Below are 18,033 nucleotides of genomic sequence, written 5' to 3'. Positions count from 1 at the left end.
CCTGAGTAGAATTCACGAAACCTTGCCGACAAGAGGCGCTCTCGATGATCAAACTGTTACGCGAAGCTGCTCACGACTATCCGTGGTTCCTTAAATCCATCATGGGGGTACTCGCCCTCGCGTTCGTCATTACCATGGGCTGGTGGGGGTTCGGCCAGGACAGCGGCAACGTCGTCGCCTCCGTGGGGGATCAGATCGTCCCCTTGGACGAGTATCGCCGAGCCTATGAAAATACGTATCGTTTCTACAAAGACAAAGGGCAGAACGAGATCAAGGACGAATTCCTCAAACAGTTTGTCCTGGAACAGCTCATCGATAATCGGATGTGGCTACACGTAGCGAAAGAGATGGGCCTGACGGTTTCCGACGAGGATTTGCGCAAGGCGATCATGCAACGGACGGAGTTTCAGAAGAACGGGGCCTTTGATCCCGACGCATACCGACGATTGCTGTCGGCGAATCGTTTGACACCCGCCTCATTCGAGGCCATGGAAGCCAAGGACATTCTCACCAACAAGGCGCGGCTGGTCATTATGGATGCGGTGGCGCTCACTCCGGCTGAATATACGGAAGCGCAGACACTCGCGGCTCGCGAAGGGGATGCCGACCCGGCCAAGGCTGCCGCGGCGAAGGAACGGGTGTTCCAGAGCCTCCTGTTCCAAAAGCAACAGCGGGCATTGATGGCCTATGCGGAGTCGATGAAGAGCAAAGTTCCCGTGAAGATTCACAAAGAACTTATGTAGCCGGCGCCCAGCCGCTCCCGATCAGCATCGCGTCCCCATAACTATAGAACCGATACCGTTGCGCCACCGCCTCTTCGTACGCAGCACGGAGCGGTGCCACACCCACAAGAGCAGACACCAACATCAGTAGGGTCGTCCGCGGCAGATGGAAGTTCGTCACCATCGCATTGATGACCTGAAACTCAAATCCCGGAGTGATGAATAGTTCCGCCTGCCCCTGGAACGGCTCAATCCCGCGCCCACCCTGCGCTGCGGTCTCCAAGGCGCGCACCACCGTGGTGCCCACGGCCACGACACGATGCCCCTGCTCCCGCGCCCGTCGAATCTGCGCCACGGTCTGCACAGACACCTCGATCCGCTCGCCCAACATGCGATGGTCCTCGATTCGCTCAGTCTTCACACTCCGAAACGTGCCAGGCCCCACATGCAAAGTCACCTGCGCCATTTCGATGCCTTTCCCTGCCAGAGCCTGCACCAAGTCGCGCGTAAAATGTAGCCCGGCGGTAGGCGCCGCGATGGCCCCTTCATGCCGAGCAAACAGGGTCTGGTACCACTGCTGATCGTCTGCTGACGGTTCCCGCTTGATATACGGAGGCAGCGGCATCGTGCCTGCCGCCTGCATGAGATCGTAGACGCTTGTAACACCCGACACCTGCAGTGTGGTTCGGAGTTGGCTGCGCTCCACAATTTCACCGATCCCGCCGCCTGGAAACTCAACCGTGGCGCCGGGCCGGAAACGTCCCTTCATCAGCACTTCCCACAGCCCCTGTCCGAGATCCTGCACAAACAACAGATCGAGCAGTTTTCCGTTGGGTCGAACCTGCGCAGGAACACGTGCCGGCATGACCTTCGTGTTATTCACCACCACGAGATCCCCCGGCTGCAGCAACGAAGGGAGATCGGCCACCTGCCGATGCATCAGACGTCCTCCCGCTTGGCGGTCCAGCACAAGCAGACGTGCACGGTCACGCGGGATCACCGGATGATCGGCCACAAGCGCTGGGTCAAATGGAAAGTCGAATTCGCTGAGTAACATCAGGGGGTCGGTATCGCCGGGGTCACCAACTGCGACAGAGCCGAGTTGTGCAACTGAGTTCCAGGATAGTAGTACTGCAGAATGCTGCTATACGAGTAGCCAAGCTCGGCCAGCTCTTTCGCGCCCCATTGGCAGAGCCCCACAGCATGGCCTGCTCCGTAGCCGGTAAACACCACCTCGGCACCGATCGATTCCACCTCGAACTGCGTGCTGGGAATGATGGTGTACCCCACGGCCTTTCGAAGATCTTCGCCTCGCAATATGGCCTCCCCGCCTGAATGTAAAATCCTCAGGCGCGAAACCCGTCCGGCGCGACTATAGGCAATCGGAGTAATCGTGGCAATCGTACCGACCGAAAAACCCTGGTGTCGTAAATTGTGCTCGAGCTGGTCGAGCTTCACACTGGCTCGCCATTGATAATAGGGGGACTCGAGATCAAACGGACATTCGACCCCCTTGAGGTAGGGCAGATCTTTGTTGGCCCACACATTCACGGCATCTTCCGTCGGGCCTGCTGCGGTGGATGAGAAGGCCGCATAGATAGGCGCCTGTTGATGGGTGACGACAATGCCTCGGGTCGATTCGACGGCGTCCTCGACGCGGCGGTCCACCCCTGTTCGGCCCCGATATACCTGGTCTTGAATGGTCGCGACGACGTCATAGTCTCGGGCCGAACTGAGCATCTTGTTATACAAAGCATACGTCCGTGCCGCCACCGCCTGCACCTTCAACATTTCCGGGTGCCAGGCTGAACTGACCTCCGACGGCACCACCCCTTTCACATACTCTTCCAAATCCACCTGGTTGACGACCGAGAGCCCTTGCCCTTTGCGCCACACACGCACGACCCCGCTGAGTGCCAGCGGAGCGCCCCCGTCTTTTCCCATGACCAGCGCGAGGTTGTTTCGGAGCGGCCGGATGAGGACCTGCCCGGTCATGATGCGTCGTCCATCGACCTGTACCCCATCTCCCCGAGCCGTAAGGTGGATCGGCGCATTCAAGATTTTCGTGTCACCCGACTCCAGGATGAGAGCGAGCGCGCCCTCGGACTGCACTTCCAGCGAGAGTGCGTCCTGAGCCAACAGCACGCGAATGGATTCAGCGAAGACGGCGGGCGCACAGAATAGGGAGAGGAGCACCATCCCCCCGACGACGGCCAGACTGGAAACGCAATGTCGAGTCAGCGGCGAAAGAGCCATGAAAGGAAGTAGAACATCAGACTGAGCAGGATGCTGAGCACGAGACTGGTCGCGATCGGAATATACAGACTGAATCGCTCTCGCGTGACCGAGAGATCGCCGGGCAGTTTACCGATCCACCCGAAGGCAGAGCCAAGGCCGGGCCATTTTTCAGCCAGCGTGAGCAGCAACCCGACGGCTACCAACACCAGGCCCGCCACAATCAACGATCGACCGACACCAGTCCACGCTGCCATCGTTTATTGTATCAGACATTCGGCGATCTGCACGGCGTTGAGGGCGGCGCCCTTCCGAAGGTTGTCGCTCACGACCCAGAGATTCAACCCATTGGTGATCGACTCGTCCACTCGCACCCGCCCGACATACACGTCATCCTTGCCGGACACGTCGAACGGCATCGGATACAGTTTCTTGACGGGATCGTCGTACACGATGACGCCGGGCATCTCCGCCAGCGCCGCCCGCGCATCGTTCGCCTTCAACGGACGTTCCAGCTCCACGTTGATTGCCTCGGAGTGACAGCGCAACACCGGGACGCGCACGGTCGTCGCCGTAACCCGCAGCGATGGCATCTCAAGGATCTTCCTGGTCTCTTGAACGATCTTCACCTCTTCCGAACAGTCGCCACCGTCACCGAACGAACCCACCTGCGGTAACAGGTTGAACGCGATTTGGTAGGGATAGACCTGCACCTTCACCTCTTGAAAGGCCATCAACGACTTGGTCTGGTCGACTAACTCGTCCATGGCGGCCGACCCGGTGCCCGATACCGACTGAAAGGTGGTCACCACCACCCGCTTGATGCCTGCGGTATCGCGAAGCGGCTTCAGCGCCATGACCAAGGGAGTGGTGGTGCAGTTCGGAATGGCCACGATCCCGCGCTTCATCGAGCGCAACGCGGCCGCATTGACCTCCGGTACGACCAGCGGCACATCGGGATCCATCCGGAAAACCGCACTGTCATCGATGACGACAACCCCGGCCGCACCCAACCGTGCCCCGTAGTCCCGACTGATGGTATCGGTCGCGGACACGAACGCGATGTCGACGCCGGCAAAGGAAGAGGCCTCCGTTAACTCCTCCACCTTGTACTCCTTGCCCTGACACGACAACACGTCGCCGGCCGATCGCTTGGACGAAAACAGGCGCAACGTCTCAATCGGAAAATTGCGTTCTTCCAGAATCTCCAGACTTTCTTTTCCCACGGCCCCGGTCGCGCCGAGAATCGCCACCGTATAGGCCTGCTTCTTCTTCAACATGATACTGTCCTTATGCGATCGTGGTCAGAACTCTGATGCGGTGATTGAAGGTATCCGCAACATAGACAGTCCCGTCCGCATCGACCGCTACACCGAATGGATAACTGAGACTTCCTGCCAAGGCATCGCCACCATCCCCGCCGAACTGCGCAACACCGGTACCGGATAGGCGCAAGATGGTCTTCGTCTGTCCGTTCCACACCCGAATCAAGTGGCTGTCAGAATCTGTCAGATACACGTTTCCATGAGAATCGACGGCAATTCCCGCGGGCCTGGAGAGACTCGGCGAACTGGGTTCAGCCGGCCCCTGATAGCGATAGGTCCCGCCGTCTCCCGCTACCGTCGCAATCTGCCCTGTGGCCGGATCGACAGATCGGATCCGGCTATTAAACGTATCCGCCACATAGAGGACGCCGTCCCCGCCTAACGCCACGCCGCTGGGTCCCGCCAGGCTCGCTTGAACCGCCGAAACCTGATCTCCGCTATAGGCCGCCGTGCCATCTCCGGCGACCGTGGTGATGACTCCGGTCGCTAGGTCAACCCGCCGCACCCGGTTGTTACTTTGATCCGCGATGTATAACGCCTCGTTGCTGACAGCCAACCCGGTCGGTTCATTGATCGCGGCCGACACCGCCGGTCCACCATCGCCGGAATACCGCGCCTGGCCTGTGCCGGCGACGTTGGTAATGATCCCGGTCGCCGAATCGACCCTTCGCACCCGGTGGTTCATCGTATCGGCGATATACAGGTTACCTACACCATCGACGGCCACGGCACTGGGAAAATTGAGCCGCGCTCGCCTGGCAGGGCCACCATCGCCGGAATCGTGCTCGACCGTCAAACGCCCTCCGGTCACGTACCGGACCGTGCCACTCAGATCGGTCACCTGCGTGTAGGCCTTGGTGCTGTCACCGGAATGGTCGGCAAAGGGATCCTCGTCCTCATCAGCCTGCGCCGTCACAGGCGGTTCAGGCATGGCCGGCCCGGCCGACCCTGACGGACCGACTCCTGCCACGGTCGTAATGACACCCGTGGCCCGATCGACGCGGCGCACAACATGGTTTTCGGAATCGGCAATATAGAGGTTGCCCTCTCCATCCACGCACAACCCTTTCGGCTCGTTGAGCGAGGCGGCACCGGCAGGTCCACCGTCCCCGGCATACCCCGGCTCGCCGTTGCCTGCCAGGGTCTCGATGATTCCGGATTGTGTCGTGCGTGTCGTCATGATTTACGAGGGAAGGTTGCGCACAATCGCATCGCCCATCTCCACGGTGCCGACCAGCTGCATGCCTTCGGCATGAATATCCTTGGTGCGGAATCCGAGTTCCAGCGTCTTGACGATGGCCTGCTCGATCGCCGCCGCTTCCCTATCGAGCTGAAACGCATAGGACAACATCATTGCGGCAGACGCGATCGTGGCAATCGGATTGGCAATATTTTTACCGGCAATATCCGGCGCGCTGCCATGGATCGGCTCGAACAACCCCACCTTAGCGCCGACACTAGCGGACGGCAGCATGCCGATCGACCCGGTCAGCATCGCGGCTTCGTCGCTGAGAATATCGCCGAAGATGTTGTTGCACAGCAGCACATCGAACTGCCGCGGATTACGCACCAATTGCATCGCGCAATTGTCGACATAGATGTGGCTCAAGGCCACGTCGGGATATCCTTTGTGAACGTCCGTGACCACCCGCCGCCACAATTCCGAGGACTCCAGCACATTGGCCTTATCCACCGAAGTGACCTTTTTGCGGCGCTTGCGGGCAGCGTCAAAGGCCACGACCGCAATGCGACGGATTTCTTCGGTCGTGTAGACCTCCGTATTGAATCCACGTTCGCCACCGCCGGACAGTTTTTCAATGCCCTTCGGTTTGCCGAAATAAATCCCTCCGGTGAGCTCCCGGATCACGAGCATATCGATGCCTTCGATCACCTCACGTCGCAACGTGGAGGCATCGGCGAGCATGGGATACAGTTTCGCCGGGCGCAAATTGGCATAGAGCCCGAGCTGCTCGCGCAGTCCCAGCAGGGCTCGCTCGGGGCGAAGGCTATATTCCAATCCTTCCCATTTGGGTCCGCCGACAGCACCGAGCAACACGGCATCGCTCTGTTTCGCGATGGCGAGCGTCTCAGCCGGAAGCGGCACGCCGACTTTATCGATCGCATGGCCGCCGACATCGCCGGGGGTAAATTCAAACGTATGCCCGTGGCGTGCGGCGACAACCTTCAACACCTTGACCGCTTCAGGGACAATTTCGCGGCCGACTCCGTCTCCGGCCAAGACTGCGATTTTCGCGTTCACGTGTACATCTCCTCTCGACTATTCACCAACGGCCTCATCCTCCGCGGTCCAGGCTGGATCGACCAGGCAGAGAAACTCAATCGGGACGGTTCCATGGTTCACTAACGATTGCTTGGCTCCCGGAGGCACATAGACCACGGAGCCGGCCTGAACAGCAACCGACTCCTCCTCCACCTGCATCACCCCATGGCCCGCAATGAAGTAATACACCTCGGAGGATTTGAGGCGATGCCAGAGGGACTGTTGCCCCGGGTCGAGCAATCCATGAGCCAGGCTATATCCGAGCGCGAGCGATGCCTTTGCCGGGTGCAGTAATTCCCGCAGCCGGGTGTGATCGCCCGCCAAGAACTCCGGGCATCGTTGAAGATGCGTAGTCAGCATCGTGCATCCACAGTCACAGTAGGAATGACCGACGATGTCACTCCGTCCAGGCCGATACGAACGCATCGGCCTGGACGGAGGAATCTACCCTGCAGGTTGGGATCAAATCAAGCTGACCTTCTGAATCCCCTCAGCTTGTTTTGCGGCGAAATAGGCCAACTTATTGAGCGCATTCAGATAGGCCCGCGCAGCCGCCGTAATGATGTCGGTATCGGCGCCATGACCGGACACCGTTCGACCGTCTTCTTCAACCCGCACCGACACTTCCCCTTGCGCATCCGTCCCGCCGGTAATGGCATTGACCCCGAACATCAGCAATTTGCTCTTCGTCTGGGTCATCGCGGCGATCGTCCGGTAGACCGCATCGACCGGGCCGTCACCCGTTCCGCTATGCGACACCAGCTTTCCGTCAATCTCCAACTCCACCGTTGCCTTCGGAGTCTTGTTGGTTCCGCTTTCGACTTGAAAGGATTTCAACACCACCCGTTCCGACATTTTCGCGACTTCCTCGGACACAATGACTTCGAGGTCTTCCTCGTAAATCTCTTTCTTTTGGTCCGCCAACCGCTTGAAGCGTTCGAACGCGTGGTTGACCTCCTCTTCCGTCAACTTATAGCCGAGATCCTCCAGCCGCTGGCGAAACGCATGGCGCCCCGACAACTTGCCCATCACCAGCTTGACCTGTTCAAGACCGATAGATTCAGGCCGCATGATCTCGTAGGTCGTCTTATCTTTCAGCAACCCGTCCTGATGGATACCCGACGTATGAGCGAACGCGTTGGCCCCGACAATGGCCTTGTTCGGCTGAATGACCATACCGGTAATCTTGCTCACCAGGCGGCTGGTCTTGGAAATCTCCTCCGTGACGACCTTGGTGTCAGCCCCGTACCAGTCTCTACGCGTCCGGAGACCCATCACGATTTCCTCCAGCGAGGTGTTGCCGGCCCGCTCGCCGATGCCGTTGATCGTACACTCCACCTGTCCGGCTCCTGCCACCACCGCCGCCAAGCTGTTAGCGACGGCCAGCCCCAAATCGTTGTGGCAATGGACGGAGATGACGGCTTGCCCGCTGTTCGGCACGCTGTCTTTAATCCGCTTGATCAGGCCGCCGAACTCTTGGGGAACGGCATACCCTACCGTGTCAGGAATATTGATCGTTCCCGCCCCGGCCGCAATCACCGCTTCAATCACTTCGCACAGATACGCAGGATCGGATCGGCTGGCATCCATCGGTGAAAATTCAACGTCGTCCACATAGGTGCGCGCCAACTGCACCATCTCCACGGCTCTCTTCTTCGCTTCCTCGCGAGTCATCCGAAACTGATGCTTGAGATGGATGTCCGACGTCGAGAGAAACGTATGGATCCGCACCCGGGGTGCGCCCTTCAACGCTTCCGACGCCCTCGTGATGTCTTCAGGCCTGGCCCGCGCCAGGCTGCACACCACCGGGCCCTCAACTTCCAGGGCGATCCGGCGAACCGCTTCGAAATCTCCGGGCGAACTATAGGCGAATCCGGCCTCGATGATATCCACGCCGAGGCGCGCCAGCTGCTTGGCGATCATAAGTTTCTCTTCGACGTTCATACTCGCACCCGGTGACTGCTCACCATCCCGCAACGTCGTGTCGAATATTCTGATCATCCTGGTCATGGCGCACCTCTCCTTCGGTTAACAACACTGTACAGGATGCTCAAACAGGTCGGCCGGCAAAGCCGCAGGCGAAGGAAGCACCGGAGGCGTACCCTCTTGAGGTACGTCGAGGACGTTTCCTCCCCGAGAACGCCGCCGGACACCTGTTTCAGCATCCTGAAAATAGAAAAGCCTCCGCCCCGGGACAGGGACGAAGGCCTTGCGCGCTTCGTGGTACCACCCTGATTCAGCGACGGATGAAGCATCACCTCCATCCGATCACCCTTCATTCAATCCGTTACGCGGATCAGCCGGGACTTATTACCACCCCTAGGGGGCTTCACAAATCCTGCTCAGAGGCGAGTTCGACAGGTCACCGGCTGGTTTGCACCATCCACCAGCTCTCTCAGTTCGGTCAGCGCTGCCTACTACTCCTCATCGTCGCAATTCCTACTCTCTCGAATCGAGTACCGGTGTCTCAGTTTTCGCCACCGGCTTCCCTGCCCCCTTGGCCACCATCGTCCACAACCGCGCCAACGGACCCGACAGGGCGTACCCGGTGAAGGCCACGAATAACATTGCCTGCGGCCAGGCGACAATCATCATCAGGGCAAGAATGCCCCAGACCAGATAGGTGAAATGATCACCCCGCTTGAACTTCATATCTTTGAAGCTGCGATACTTGATCGTGCTGACCATCAGGAACGCCAGCACAAACGTGATCGCCAGAATCAGCAACGGCTTCACTTCTGCACCCATCTGCGTGATGTGCAGATCGAAGATCACCAACGATGCAATGACCCCGGCTGCAGCCGGAATCGCCAGGCCTGTAAAGTATTTGCTGTCGGCTGTGCTCACCGTGGCATTGAACCGGGCCAACCGAACGGCCCCCATCGCCACGTAGGCAAACATCACGGCAACCCCGAACATCCCCTGCCCGCTCAACGCGTACGAATAAATCAATACACCCGGTGCGACCCCGAACGACACCACATCGGAAAGCGAATCATACTCAATGCCGAACTGGCCGGTACTGTTTGTCAGTCTGGCCAACTTCCCATCCAACATATCGAAAATCATGCCGACCAGAATGGCAATGGCTGCCACCAGATGCTGACCATTAAAGACCGACAGGATCGCGAACACCCCGCAAAACAGATTCCCCGTCGTGCAGAGATTCGGGATCAGGTACATCGCCTGTCGCTTTCGGTTGCCCTTCGCAAACGGAGCTCGCATGGCCGGTGATTTCATCGGAGTTCCCCCACGATGGTTTCGCCCCCTTTGACGCGGTCGCCCAAGGAGACACAAATCTTCGAGCCGAGCGGAAGGAAGGTATCCATCCGCGACCCAAACCGTATCAGACCAAACCGCTCTCCCCGCTGCACCCGCTCGCCCTGACCCACCCAGCAGACGATGCGGCGGGCAATCAATCCGGCAACCTGCACACATAGCACTTTCGCGCCGGACTCCGTTTTTAACATCACCGCGTTCTGTTCGTTCCGGATAGTCGCCTCCGGCTTGCTCGCCACCAGAAACTGACCGGGCTGGTAGCTCACGCCTTCAACTGTTCCCGCACAGGGCATCCGGTTGATATGCACATCGAACACATTCAAAAACACCGTGACCCGAATGCTCTTTTCCTTCAGATAGCGCGGCTCAAACTCTTCCTCAATTGCAATGACCTTCCCGTCGCCCGATGACACGACCGCATTCGGTTGCTGCGGAATGGTCCGACTGGGGTTTCGAAAGAACCACGCAGTAAACAGCGTGAACCCGCCCGCCAAGCAGGTTGGAATGATCCAACCCACCGCTCCGAACAGCAGCGTCGCGCCCACGAGACCACCGACAAACGGCAATCCTTCTTTTGCAATCGGGATCCCGACGGCTTGATCAGCCATAGACCTCAAGCCCTCTCATCATGCTAACACGAAGCGGCCGGCAGCAGGGTTAGTTTTTGTTCTTATCGACGAGCTGATCTTTCTTCAGCCAAGGCATCATGGAGCGCAGCCGGGCGCCGACTTCCTCGATCGGATGGCTCTCGCCTTGTTTCAGCAGGGCGTTATAGACCGGCCGGTTCGCCTGATTCTCCAGCACCCATTCCTTGGCAAACTGCCCCTTCTGGATCTCGTCGAGAATCTTCTTCATTTCCTGCTTGGTCTGTTCCGTGACCACGCGTGGCCCGCGCGTGATGTCACCATACTTCGCCGTGGTACTGATCGAATAACGCATGTTAGCGATGCCGCCTTGATAGATCAAATCCACGATCAATTTCACTTCATGCAAACACTCAAAGTAGGCCATTTCTGGCGCATACCCAGCCTCGACGAGGGTCTCGAATCCGGCCTGGATCAGGGAGGTCAACCCTCCGCACAACACTGCCTGCTCACCGAACAAATCCGTTTCGGTTTCTTCACGGAAGTTCGTTTCAATAATGCCGGCCCGTCCTCCGCCGATGGCACTGGCGTAGGCCAAACCCACTTGGCGCGTGTTGCCGCTGGGATCTTGATGCAAGGCCAGCAAACAAGGCACACCGCTGCCCTTCGTATATTCCGATCGCACCAGATGACCGGGCCCCTTCGGCGCCACCATGAAGACGTTGATGTCCGCCGGCGGCACAATCTGCCCGAAATGAATATTGAACCCGTGACCGAAGGCCAAATAGGAACCGGGCTTCAGATTCGGAGCGATCTCCTGGCGGTAGATGGCGGCCTGAGCCTCATCCGGGGCCAGAATCATGATGACATCGGAGGCTTTGACGGCATCGGCCACCGGCATGACTTTCAATCCGCTCGCTTCCGCCTTCTTCCAGGAACTGCCTTCACGCAAACCCACGACGACATTGACGCCGCTTTCCTTGAGATTGAGCGAATGCGCATGGCCCTGGCTGCCATAGCCGATCACGGCCACTTTCTTTCCGCGAATGAGCTGTAAATCGGCATCTTTGTCGTAATAGATCTTCATACATCACTCCTGAAGGTTCATAGGGCACATGGGTGGAAACGACAGCTGCACACAGGGGATGAGAGTTATTCCCGGGCGATCTTTTTGGGTTGGCTGAGCGCCGGCCGGATCGCTTCACGGGCAATCGCCACTCGCCCCGTTCGAATCAGTTCCTTGATACCGAGCGGCTGAAGCAAACTGATGATGGCCTCAAGCTTCTTGGGATCGCCGGTCACTTCGATGGTGTAGGTTGAGGGCGTCGAGTCGATCACGTTGGCCCGAAAAATATCCGCAATACGGAGCGCCTCGGCCCGGTCTTCTGCCTTGGTATGGACCTTGATGAGCGCCGTCTCCCGTGAGACGAACTCACTCTCATTGAGATCCACGACCTTGATAACATCAATCAGCTTATTCAGCTGCTTGACGATTTGCTCCACAATCCGTTCATCCCCCGACGTGACAATGGTCATCTGCGACATCGAGGGGTCCAGCGTGGGGGCCACCGACAAACTTTCGATATTGAAACCGCGGCCGCTGAACAACCCGGCCACTCGGGATAACACGCCGAACTTATTTTCTACGGTGACTGAAATGATATGTTCCATCGAAACACTCTATCCTGACAGCTGTCGGCTGACAGCGTGATTTAGGCTGTTAAGATCGTATCTTTATCTTCGTCGGACCCGGTACCAGGCGCGCCGGCCATTCGCCGCTTCAGTTCTGGCGGATCTTCCAGAATCATCTCGTGGTTGCACCCACCCGCCGGAATCATCGGGTAACAATTCTCGTACGGATAGGTCGGCACATCAACCACGACGGGCTTATCGGTCGCGATGGCTTCCTTCAAGACGGCATCCAGGTCCCCCACCTTGTTCGCACGCAAGCCGACGGCGCCATAGGCTTCGGCCAACTTCACGAAATCCGGCGTGGTATCGAGGTAGCTCGACGCATACCGTCCTTCGTAAAACAGATCCTGCCACTGCCGGACCATGCCATGGAAACGATTGTTCAGAATGATCACCTTCACCGGCAGCTTCGACACCACTGCGGCGGCCATTTCCTGCATATTCATTTGTATGCTGCCGTCACCGGCCACACAGAGCACCAATCGGTCTCTGAACGCAGCCTGCGCCCCCATGGCGGCCGGAAATCCGAATCCCATCGTACCCAATCCGCCTGAGGTCAACCAACGATTCGGTCGGGCAAGCTTGAAGTACTGGGCTGTCCACATCTGGTGCTGACCGACATCGGTCGCCACGATCGGATCGCGGTCCTTCGTTAATTCGTACAAACGTCGCACGACGTGCTGCGGCTTAATCGCGCCATCCGGCTCCTGCTGGTAGGCCAGCGGATGGGCCTGCTGCCATTCGCGGATTTGATCCCACCACGGCTTGCGCAGGTCCTTTTGATTCCCGTTCACGGTGGCACGGAGAATTTGATTCAATTCCCGTAACACCGCCTTGCAATCGCCCACGATCGGGATATCGACATGAATGTTCTTACGAATCGACGTCGGATCGATATCGATGTGGATGACTTTGGCGAACGGACAGAATTCCGACACCTTCCCCGTCACCCGATCATCGAAACGGGCCCCCACCGCAATGACCAAATCTGAATAGTGCACGGCCATGTTGGCGCAATAGGTGCCGTGCATGCCCATCATTCCCATCGACTGCGGATGCTCACCAGGAAATGCCCCGAGCCCCATCAAGGTCATATCCACTGGGATCTGGGTCATCTCGGCCAGTTCAAGCAACTCTTTGGACGCCTGCGAGAAGACCACTCCTCCGCCGACATACAGAATGGGCTTCTTTGCCTTCATGATGGCTTCGGCAGCCTGCTTGATCTGCCACTTATTGCCTTCATAGGTCGGATTGTATCCACGGATCGAGACCGAGCTCGGGTAGGTGAACTCTGTCTTGGCCATGGACACGTCTTTAGGAATATCCACCAATACCGGCCCAGGACGGCCGGTCGTGGCAATATAGAAAGCTTCCTTGATGGTGGTCGCCAGGTCGTTCACGTCCTTCACGAGGAAATTGTATTTTGTGCAGGGCCGACTGAGGCCGATGTTGTCGGCTTCCTGAAACGCGTCGTTGCCGATCAAACTCGTCGAGACCTGCCCGCTGATACACACCAGCGGCACGGAGTCCATGTAGGCATCGGCCAGCGCCGTAATCACATTCGTCATACCAGGCCCGGATGTCACCAAACACACACCGGCCTTGCCGGTAGCCTTGGCGTACCCCTCAGCCATATGCCCCGCACCCTGCTCGTGCCGGGTCAAGACGACTTCAATATCTTTTTGCTGGTGCAGCATGTCGAAAATCTTCAACACCACGCCACCCGGCAACGCGAAAATCGTTTTCACGCCTTCCGCTTTTAAGCATTCGATCAGGATTTCGGACCCTGTAAGCTTCATATCACCCTCCCCTTCGCACATCGTGGCGAAGGACGCGATGCCTTGACTGAGCATACCCCACGCTCTGTGTCACACACGCGGCACAGATTGATACAATCTTTCTGGAAAATCAACGGGTAAGATAGCGGATCGTATCACCAGCTCTCAAGTGAGGTCAAGAGAGTCACTGCACGAACTTCTTGCCGGAGACTGGCGCTCACTTCTCACGCGTGATATACGAACGCCCATCGATTGATTGATCGTACGACCGATGGAAACGCTTCGAATCACGATCCTGTCTCGCCGTGAGTGCCACCTCTGTCGAGTGGTCACCCGCGTCGCCGAACAGGTGCAACAAGACCTCTCGTTCGAGCTCCGCACGATCGATGTCGACAGCGACAATCGACTCCGCACGCAGTACGGCGATCGCATACCGGTGGTGCTGATCAATGACCGAGAAACGCTCTCTGGCAAGGTAACCGGCGGAGAGCTGCGAGAGGCGATTAAAAAAGCGCGTTGGAGAAACCCTATAAGCCGGATTCTGTCCCGCGTGAAGCTTGCGCTCACACGGGGGTGATCATTTCTCTGGGACTCAAGTTACCTCGAGCCTCAAGCAACCTACCCGAGGACCTCGGCCGGGCCGGCCTTTCTGCCGAGCTCTCGCGAGCCCACAGGCGTCCCCCTATTTGGTCTTGCTCCGGACGACGCTTACCGTGCCGTTGATGTCGCCATCACCGCGGTGGGCTCTTACCCCACCGTTTCACCCTTACCTGATCCCGTGCAAGCGATCGAAATCCTTGCACCGGCCATCGGCGGTTTATTCTCTGTGGTGCTGGTGTCGGATCGCTCCGCCTGGACGTTATCCAGCGTCCCTGCCCTTGGAGTCCGGACTTTCCTCCCGTCGAGCACGCTCGACGAGCGAGCACCCGTGTCCCCCCAGCGCGCGTGCGTAGTATAAAATCGATGTCCGCACGTTTCAAGAGAGGACGGAAGATCACCAGCGCCGCCTCGTGAGCAATCTCGCACAGACCGCACCGGGCGGAAGTGCACCATACGCCTTCACAGAGCAGACTTCACTCTCTTCCATTCGTGAAATCCACGCCTTTCTTGAATGCGATACAGCTCATGCCAGGAATGTAGCGCCTGCTCGATTCTTGCTCTTTACCTCCTGATCTCAATTCGTCCGACACACTGCTGAGGCCACCCAAGTGGAAAAACTTAGCGGAACAGTGCCGACTTTATTGCACAGGTCTTGGCCACCCAGTGGAGAAGGCCCGATGCGCATCAACCTATAGGAGGTGCCCCGCCCACAGGCCACATCGCGATAACCCATCAGGCCAGAGACCATCAGAGTCCCGAGTCACACCATCCACATATTTACAGCAGGAGAATGATGATGCGGACTCAGATGTCGTTCTGGGCGTTTCTATTAGGATTGTCGATGTTTGTTCCACCGGCCGGCGCGGACGAGGTCAGCGTCGACGAGCGCATGCGGAAATTGGAGCAACGACTGCATGAGATCGAGCAGCGGAACCGCCATAGCCAAGAGGCGACACCCTTCGATGTCGGGCCGTCTGATTCCCGCGAGGGCCCGGAATCCTCGCCGAATTCGGGAGGATCGTCCCTTCCGGAAATTGGGAAGGACACACGACGAAAAAAACAGGCACCCCTTTCATTCAGCAGTTCCGGCTCCGGAACGATGATCTATGCCAAACCGTTCGTAAACGCACCCAAGGCGGTTGTGGGCGGCTATTTCGACCTCCAATACCGCAACAGCAGAAAGGATGTCATCGACAATGGGGCCGGCGCTGCCGGGGACAACCCCGGTATCGGCAGCACTAACAGTTCGTTCGACCAACAACGCTTCATCCCATTCATTTATGCGGACATCACAGAACATGTGAAATTTGCATCCGAACTCGAAATCGAACATGGCATTCGCGAAGGAACGGAAACGGAAGTCAGTCTGGAGTTTGCACACGTCGATTATCGGATCAATGAACCGGTCAACCTACGCGCGGGGATCATTCTCTTGCCGGTCGGCAAATTCAATCTGCTGCACGACTCTCCCCTGAACGATTTGACCGACCGACCACTCGTCAATCAATTCATCATTCCAACAACAATGTCCGAGACCGGAGCCGGCCTCTACGGAACGGTGTACCCGGGACGGTATGCCAAGCTGGACTATGAGTTCTATGTCACCCAGGGGCCCAATGGATACCAGCCCGATGGGACCGCCAGAATAGGCGAAGCCAGCGGTCTCAAGAACTCTCGGCAACGCAAGTCTTTCACCGACGATGGACTCGACAACAACCGAGGGAAAGCTGTCGTCGGACGGGTGGCCTACAGCCCTTTTTTGGGGGTCGAAATTGCGGGATCCGGGTATCACGGCACGTATGATCCGGAAAGCAAGCGATCGCTTTCAATCTTCGTGCTGGACTGGACACTCCAACGAGGCCCCTTCGAGTTGATCGGTGAAGCCGCCTGGGCTTATGTGAAGAATAACTCCCGTAGTCTGGACGGAACCCCCGCCATCGACCCTGTCACCGGACGCCTGCGTCCACAACGCATGAACGGCTACTACATCCAGGGGAATTATCATTTTATGCCAGATTTCTTGCGGCGGATACTGCCGCAACGTTTTTCGGAAGGGTCGACCATGACCGCCGTGGTACGCTGGGACAAGATCAACACCAACCAGGATGTGACTGGAGGATTCGGCGATCTTGAGCAATTGAGCCTCGGATTAAATTTTCGCCCGATTGAGGACACCGTCTTCAAAGTGTCGTATCAATTTGGCACGAGAGCATTTAACCCGAATACAAATGAGCGCATTCACGACAACACCTTTGTGTTGTCCGCCGCGACCTACTTCTAATTCACGGGGGGCATACGCGCATGCGTATGCCCCAGGGAAAGACGGCCTGACCTCAAGCCCCTCATTGCCTCACATCGACCATTCAGTGCAGCTGGGGTAGCGCACTATTCGGTGCAGGCGGTTTTGACTCGTAGATCGGCATCGCTTCAGCCATCCATTCTTCGAGCTGCTCGATTCTGGTTTCATGGCTGGGGTGGGTCGACATGAATTCCGACGACGATTTGCCGCCGGACAGTTCGCCCATTCGCGTCCACAGCTGAATCGATTCCCGTGGATCGTACCCGGCATCCGCTGCGAGCAACACCCCGACATAGTCGGCCTCGGACTCATGTTTCCGGCTGAACGGGAGCAACACTCCGACTTGCGCCCCAACACCCAATGCCGCCATCGCACCTTGTGAGACTACCGGATTGGCGCCACTCACGCCGAGCGCGATTCCGATCGCCTGAAGTGTGGTCTGCGCCAAGGTATTTTGACTCATGCGCTCTCCGCCATGCCGCGCCAAGGCATGCACCACCTCATGCCCCATCACGGCAGCAAGTCCGGCTTCCGTCTTGGCCACCGGAAAAATGCCGGTATACACAGCGATCTTACCGCCCGGCAGCGCAAAGGCGTTCATCGTCTTATCATCCTTGATGACCGTCACTTCCCACTCAAATTGATTCGCCATCTCGCTGTATTTGGATCGCTTCGCCGCCTCGATCACCCGCGCCGCCACCCGTTTGACCGGCTCAATTTCTCGGGGGTCGGTCGACGGCCTCATGTTCGGATCTTGCTTCACTTCGGCATACGCCTGAGCACCCATCTGCGTTTCCTGAGACATCGGCATCATCATCAGCTGCCAGCGCCCCGTGTAGGGATTGGTTTGGCAGCCCGTCGTCACCAGCATCGAGACCACCGCGCCTGCCAGCCACAGCACGTTCAGCCGCACCGTAGACGTCCGTTTCCTGACCATCTTCCATTGAATCTTCATCACGCCTCCACAAATGAACCTGTCGGGTAAGCTCCGCTAGAGTACCGCGCCGCTCAGCCAGTTGCTACATGGGAGTTTCACCGAGTGCCTGCCGTCGGCGACTTTCATCACTCGGTCGCAGCACAATCGATAATTCTGGGAGCGAGATGGTTTCGGGCAGCCGGTGGTCGCCGCAGCATATACGGCTGACCTGGTGTCAGGCCCGGCCGTGAGTCAGGGCTGGGACAGCACGTTATTTCTAAGGGAGAACACCAGCCGAAGAACTGGCCGGCAGAGGGTGATC

General features: G+C 58.0%; 16 protein-coding genes and 1 other RNA gene. 2 read left to right on the top strand and 15 right to left on the bottom strand.

Features of this window, described 5'->3' with window-relative positions:
• Positions 1-44: 44 nt before the first annotated feature.
• Positions 45-743, top strand: a complete 699-nt coding sequence (locus V9G17_13980) for a SurA N-terminal domain-containing protein (protein ID MEI2753705.1) — start codon at positions 45-47, stop codon at positions 741-743.
• Here the strand turns inward: V9G17_13980 and queA are convergent.
• From queA to rnpB, 14 genes are all read right to left on the bottom strand, one after another.
• Positions 736-1,779, bottom strand: coding sequence for a tRNA preQ1(34) S-adenosylmethionine ribosyltransferase-isomerase QueA (queA, locus tag V9G17_13975; GenBank protein MEI2753704.1), 1,044 nt, complete (start codon positions 1,777-1,779; stop codon positions 736-738). The two genes, V9G17_13980 and queA, sit on opposite strands and share 8 nt — an antisense overlap.
• Positions 1,779-2,978, bottom strand: coding sequence for a SpoIID/LytB domain-containing protein (locus V9G17_13970; protein ID MEI2753703.1), 1,200 nt, complete (start codon positions 2,976-2,978; stop codon positions 1,779-1,781). The genes queA and V9G17_13970 overlap by 1 nt, the downstream gene beginning before the upstream one ends.
• Positions 2,960-3,214: a DUF2905 family protein gene (locus V9G17_13965; GenBank protein ID MEI2753702.1), complete on the bottom strand. Its 255-nt coding sequence runs from the start codon at positions 3,212-3,214 to the stop codon at positions 2,960-2,962. Before V9G17_13965 ends, V9G17_13970 begins: the two co-directional genes overlap by 19 nt.
• Before the next feature lie 3 nt (positions 3,215-3,217).
• Positions 3,218-4,237, bottom strand: coding sequence for an aspartate-semialdehyde dehydrogenase (locus V9G17_13960; protein ID MEI2753701.1), 1,020 nt, complete (start codon positions 4,235-4,237; stop codon positions 3,218-3,220).
• Between the two features lie 10 nt (positions 4,238-4,247).
• A complete protein-coding gene (locus V9G17_13955; protein MEI2753700.1) occupies positions 4,248-5,462 on the bottom strand; it encodes a hypothetical protein in 1,215 nt (404 codons plus the stop codon).
• Positions 5,463-5,465: 3 nt separating this feature from the next.
• On the bottom strand, positions 5,466-6,542 hold the full coding sequence (gene leuB / locus V9G17_13950) for a 3-isopropylmalate dehydrogenase (GenBank protein ID MEI2753699.1): 1,077 nt from the start codon (positions 6,540-6,542) through the stop codon (positions 5,466-5,468).
• 18 nt (positions 6,543-6,560) lie between these two features.
• Positions 6,561-6,923, bottom strand: a complete 363-nt coding sequence (locus V9G17_13945; GenBank protein ID MEI2753698.1) for a cupin domain-containing protein — start codon at positions 6,921-6,923, stop codon at positions 6,561-6,563.
• A gap of 102 nt (positions 6,924-7,025) precedes the next feature.
• Positions 7,026-8,573, bottom strand: a complete 1,548-nt coding sequence (locus tag V9G17_13940; GenBank protein ID MEI2753697.1) for a 2-isopropylmalate synthase — start codon at positions 8,571-8,573, stop codon at positions 7,026-7,028.
• Positions 8,574-9,002: 429 nt separating this feature from the next.
• Positions 9,003-9,803 carry a CDP-diacylglycerol--serine O-phosphatidyltransferase gene (pssA, locus tag V9G17_13935; protein MEI2753696.1) on the bottom strand — a complete coding sequence of 267 codons (801 nt, stop codon included), beginning with the start codon at positions 9,801-9,803 and terminating at the stop codon, positions 9,003-9,005.
• Complete coding sequence (locus tag V9G17_13930) at positions 9,800-10,450, bottom strand: phosphatidylserine decarboxylase family protein (protein ID MEI2753695.1); 651 nt, start codon at positions 10,448-10,450, stop codon at positions 9,800-9,802. The genes pssA and V9G17_13930 overlap by 4 nt, the downstream gene beginning before the upstream one ends.
• A gap of 49 nt (positions 10,451-10,499) precedes the next feature.
• Complete coding sequence (gene ilvC / locus V9G17_13925) at positions 10,500-11,513, bottom strand: ketol-acid reductoisomerase (GenBank protein ID MEI2753694.1); 1,014 nt, start codon at positions 11,511-11,513, stop codon at positions 10,500-10,502.
• 65 nt (positions 11,514-11,578) lie between these two features.
• Positions 11,579-12,097, bottom strand: a complete 519-nt coding sequence (ilvN, locus tag V9G17_13920; protein MEI2753693.1) for an acetolactate synthase small subunit — start codon at positions 12,095-12,097, stop codon at positions 11,579-11,581.
• A gap of 41 nt (positions 12,098-12,138) precedes the next feature.
• The gene (gene ilvB / locus V9G17_13915; GenBank protein MEI2753692.1) at positions 12,139-13,917 is read right to left on the bottom strand and encodes a biosynthetic-type acetolactate synthase large subunit; all 1,779 of its coding nucleotides are present in this window, start codon (positions 13,915-13,917) and stop codon (positions 12,139-12,141) included.
• Positions 13,918-14,410: 493 nt separating this feature from the next.
• An RNA gene (gene rnpB / locus V9G17_13910) (RNase P RNA component class A) lies at positions 14,411-14,834 on the bottom strand.
• Positions 14,835-15,337: 503 nt separating this feature from the next.
• Between rnpB and V9G17_13905 the strand changes: the two genes are divergently transcribed.
• Positions 15,338-16,777 carry a hypothetical protein gene (locus V9G17_13905; GenBank protein MEI2753691.1) on the top strand — a complete coding sequence of 480 codons (1,440 nt, stop codon included), beginning with the start codon at positions 15,338-15,340 and terminating at the stop codon, positions 16,775-16,777.
• Positions 16,778-16,859: 82 nt separating this feature from the next.
• Here the strand turns inward: V9G17_13905 and V9G17_13900 are convergent, their stop codons facing one another.
• Entirely contained in the window at positions 16,860-17,750 is an 891-nt protein-coding gene (locus V9G17_13900; protein MEI2753690.1) for a M48 family metallopeptidase, read from the bottom strand.
• Positions 17,751-18,033: the final 283 nt, after the last annotated feature.

The sequence above is a fragment of the Nitrospira sp. genome (genome assembly GCA_037045225.1).
Lineage (GTDB): Bacteria > Nitrospirota > Nitrospiria > Nitrospirales > Nitrospiraceae > Nitrospira_A.
Note: the sequence above shows the minus strand (reverse complement) of the source record. Positions and strands in the feature narration are given on the sequence as shown.

Bases quoted from the DNA above. Each gene is read 5' to 3' on its own strand.
- V9G17_13945 (MEI2753698.1), bottom strand. From the start codon at position 6,923: ATGCTGACTACGCATCTTCAACGATGCCCGGAGTTCTTGGCGGGCGAT.
- queA (MEI2753704.1), bottom strand. From the start codon at position 1,779: ATGTTACTCAGCGAATTCGACTTTCCATTTGACCCAGCGCTTGTGGCC.
- V9G17_13905 (MEI2753691.1), top strand. From the start codon at position 15,338: ATGTTTGTTCCACCGGCCGGCGCGGACGAGGTCAGCGTCGACGAGCGC.
- ilvN (MEI2753693.1), bottom strand. From the start codon at position 12,097: ATGGAACATATCATTTCAGTCACCGTAGAAAATAAGTTCGGCGTGTTA.
- V9G17_13980 (MEI2753705.1), top strand. From the start codon at position 45: ATGATCAAACTGTTACGCGAAGCTGCTCACGACTATCCGTGGTTCCTT.
- V9G17_13955 (MEI2753700.1), bottom strand. From the start codon at position 5,462: ATGACGACACGCACGACACAATCCGGAATCATCGAGACCCTGGCAGGC.
- V9G17_13900 (MEI2753690.1), bottom strand. From the start codon at position 17,750: ATGAAGATTCAATGGAAGATGGTCAGGAAACGGACGTCTACGGTGCGG.
- V9G17_13965 (MEI2753702.1), bottom strand. From the start codon at position 3,214: ATGGCAGCGTGGACTGGTGTCGGTCGATCGTTGATTGTGGCGGGCCTG.
- V9G17_13960 (MEI2753701.1), bottom strand. From the start codon at position 4,237: ATGTTGAAGAAGAAGCAGGCCTATACGGTGGCGATTCTCGGCGCGACC.
- ilvC (MEI2753694.1), bottom strand. From the start codon at position 11,513: ATGAAGATCTATTACGACAAAGATGCCGATTTACAGCTCATTCGCGGA.
- V9G17_13940 (MEI2753697.1), bottom strand. From the start codon at position 8,573: ATGACCAGGATGATCAGAATATTCGACACGACGTTGCGGGATGGTGAG.
- pssA (MEI2753696.1), bottom strand. From the start codon at position 9,803: ATGAAATCACCGGCCATGCGAGCTCCGTTTGCGAAGGGCAACCGAAAG.
- ilvB (MEI2753692.1), bottom strand. From the start codon at position 13,917: ATGAAGCTTACAGGGTCCGAAATCCTGATCGAATGCTTAAAAGCGGAA.
- V9G17_13970 (MEI2753703.1), bottom strand. From the start codon at position 2,978: ATGGCTCTTTCGCCGCTGACTCGACATTGCGTTTCCAGTCTGGCCGTC.
- V9G17_13930 (MEI2753695.1), bottom strand. From the start codon at position 10,450: ATGGCTGATCAAGCCGTCGGGATCCCGATTGCAAAAGAAGGATTGCCG.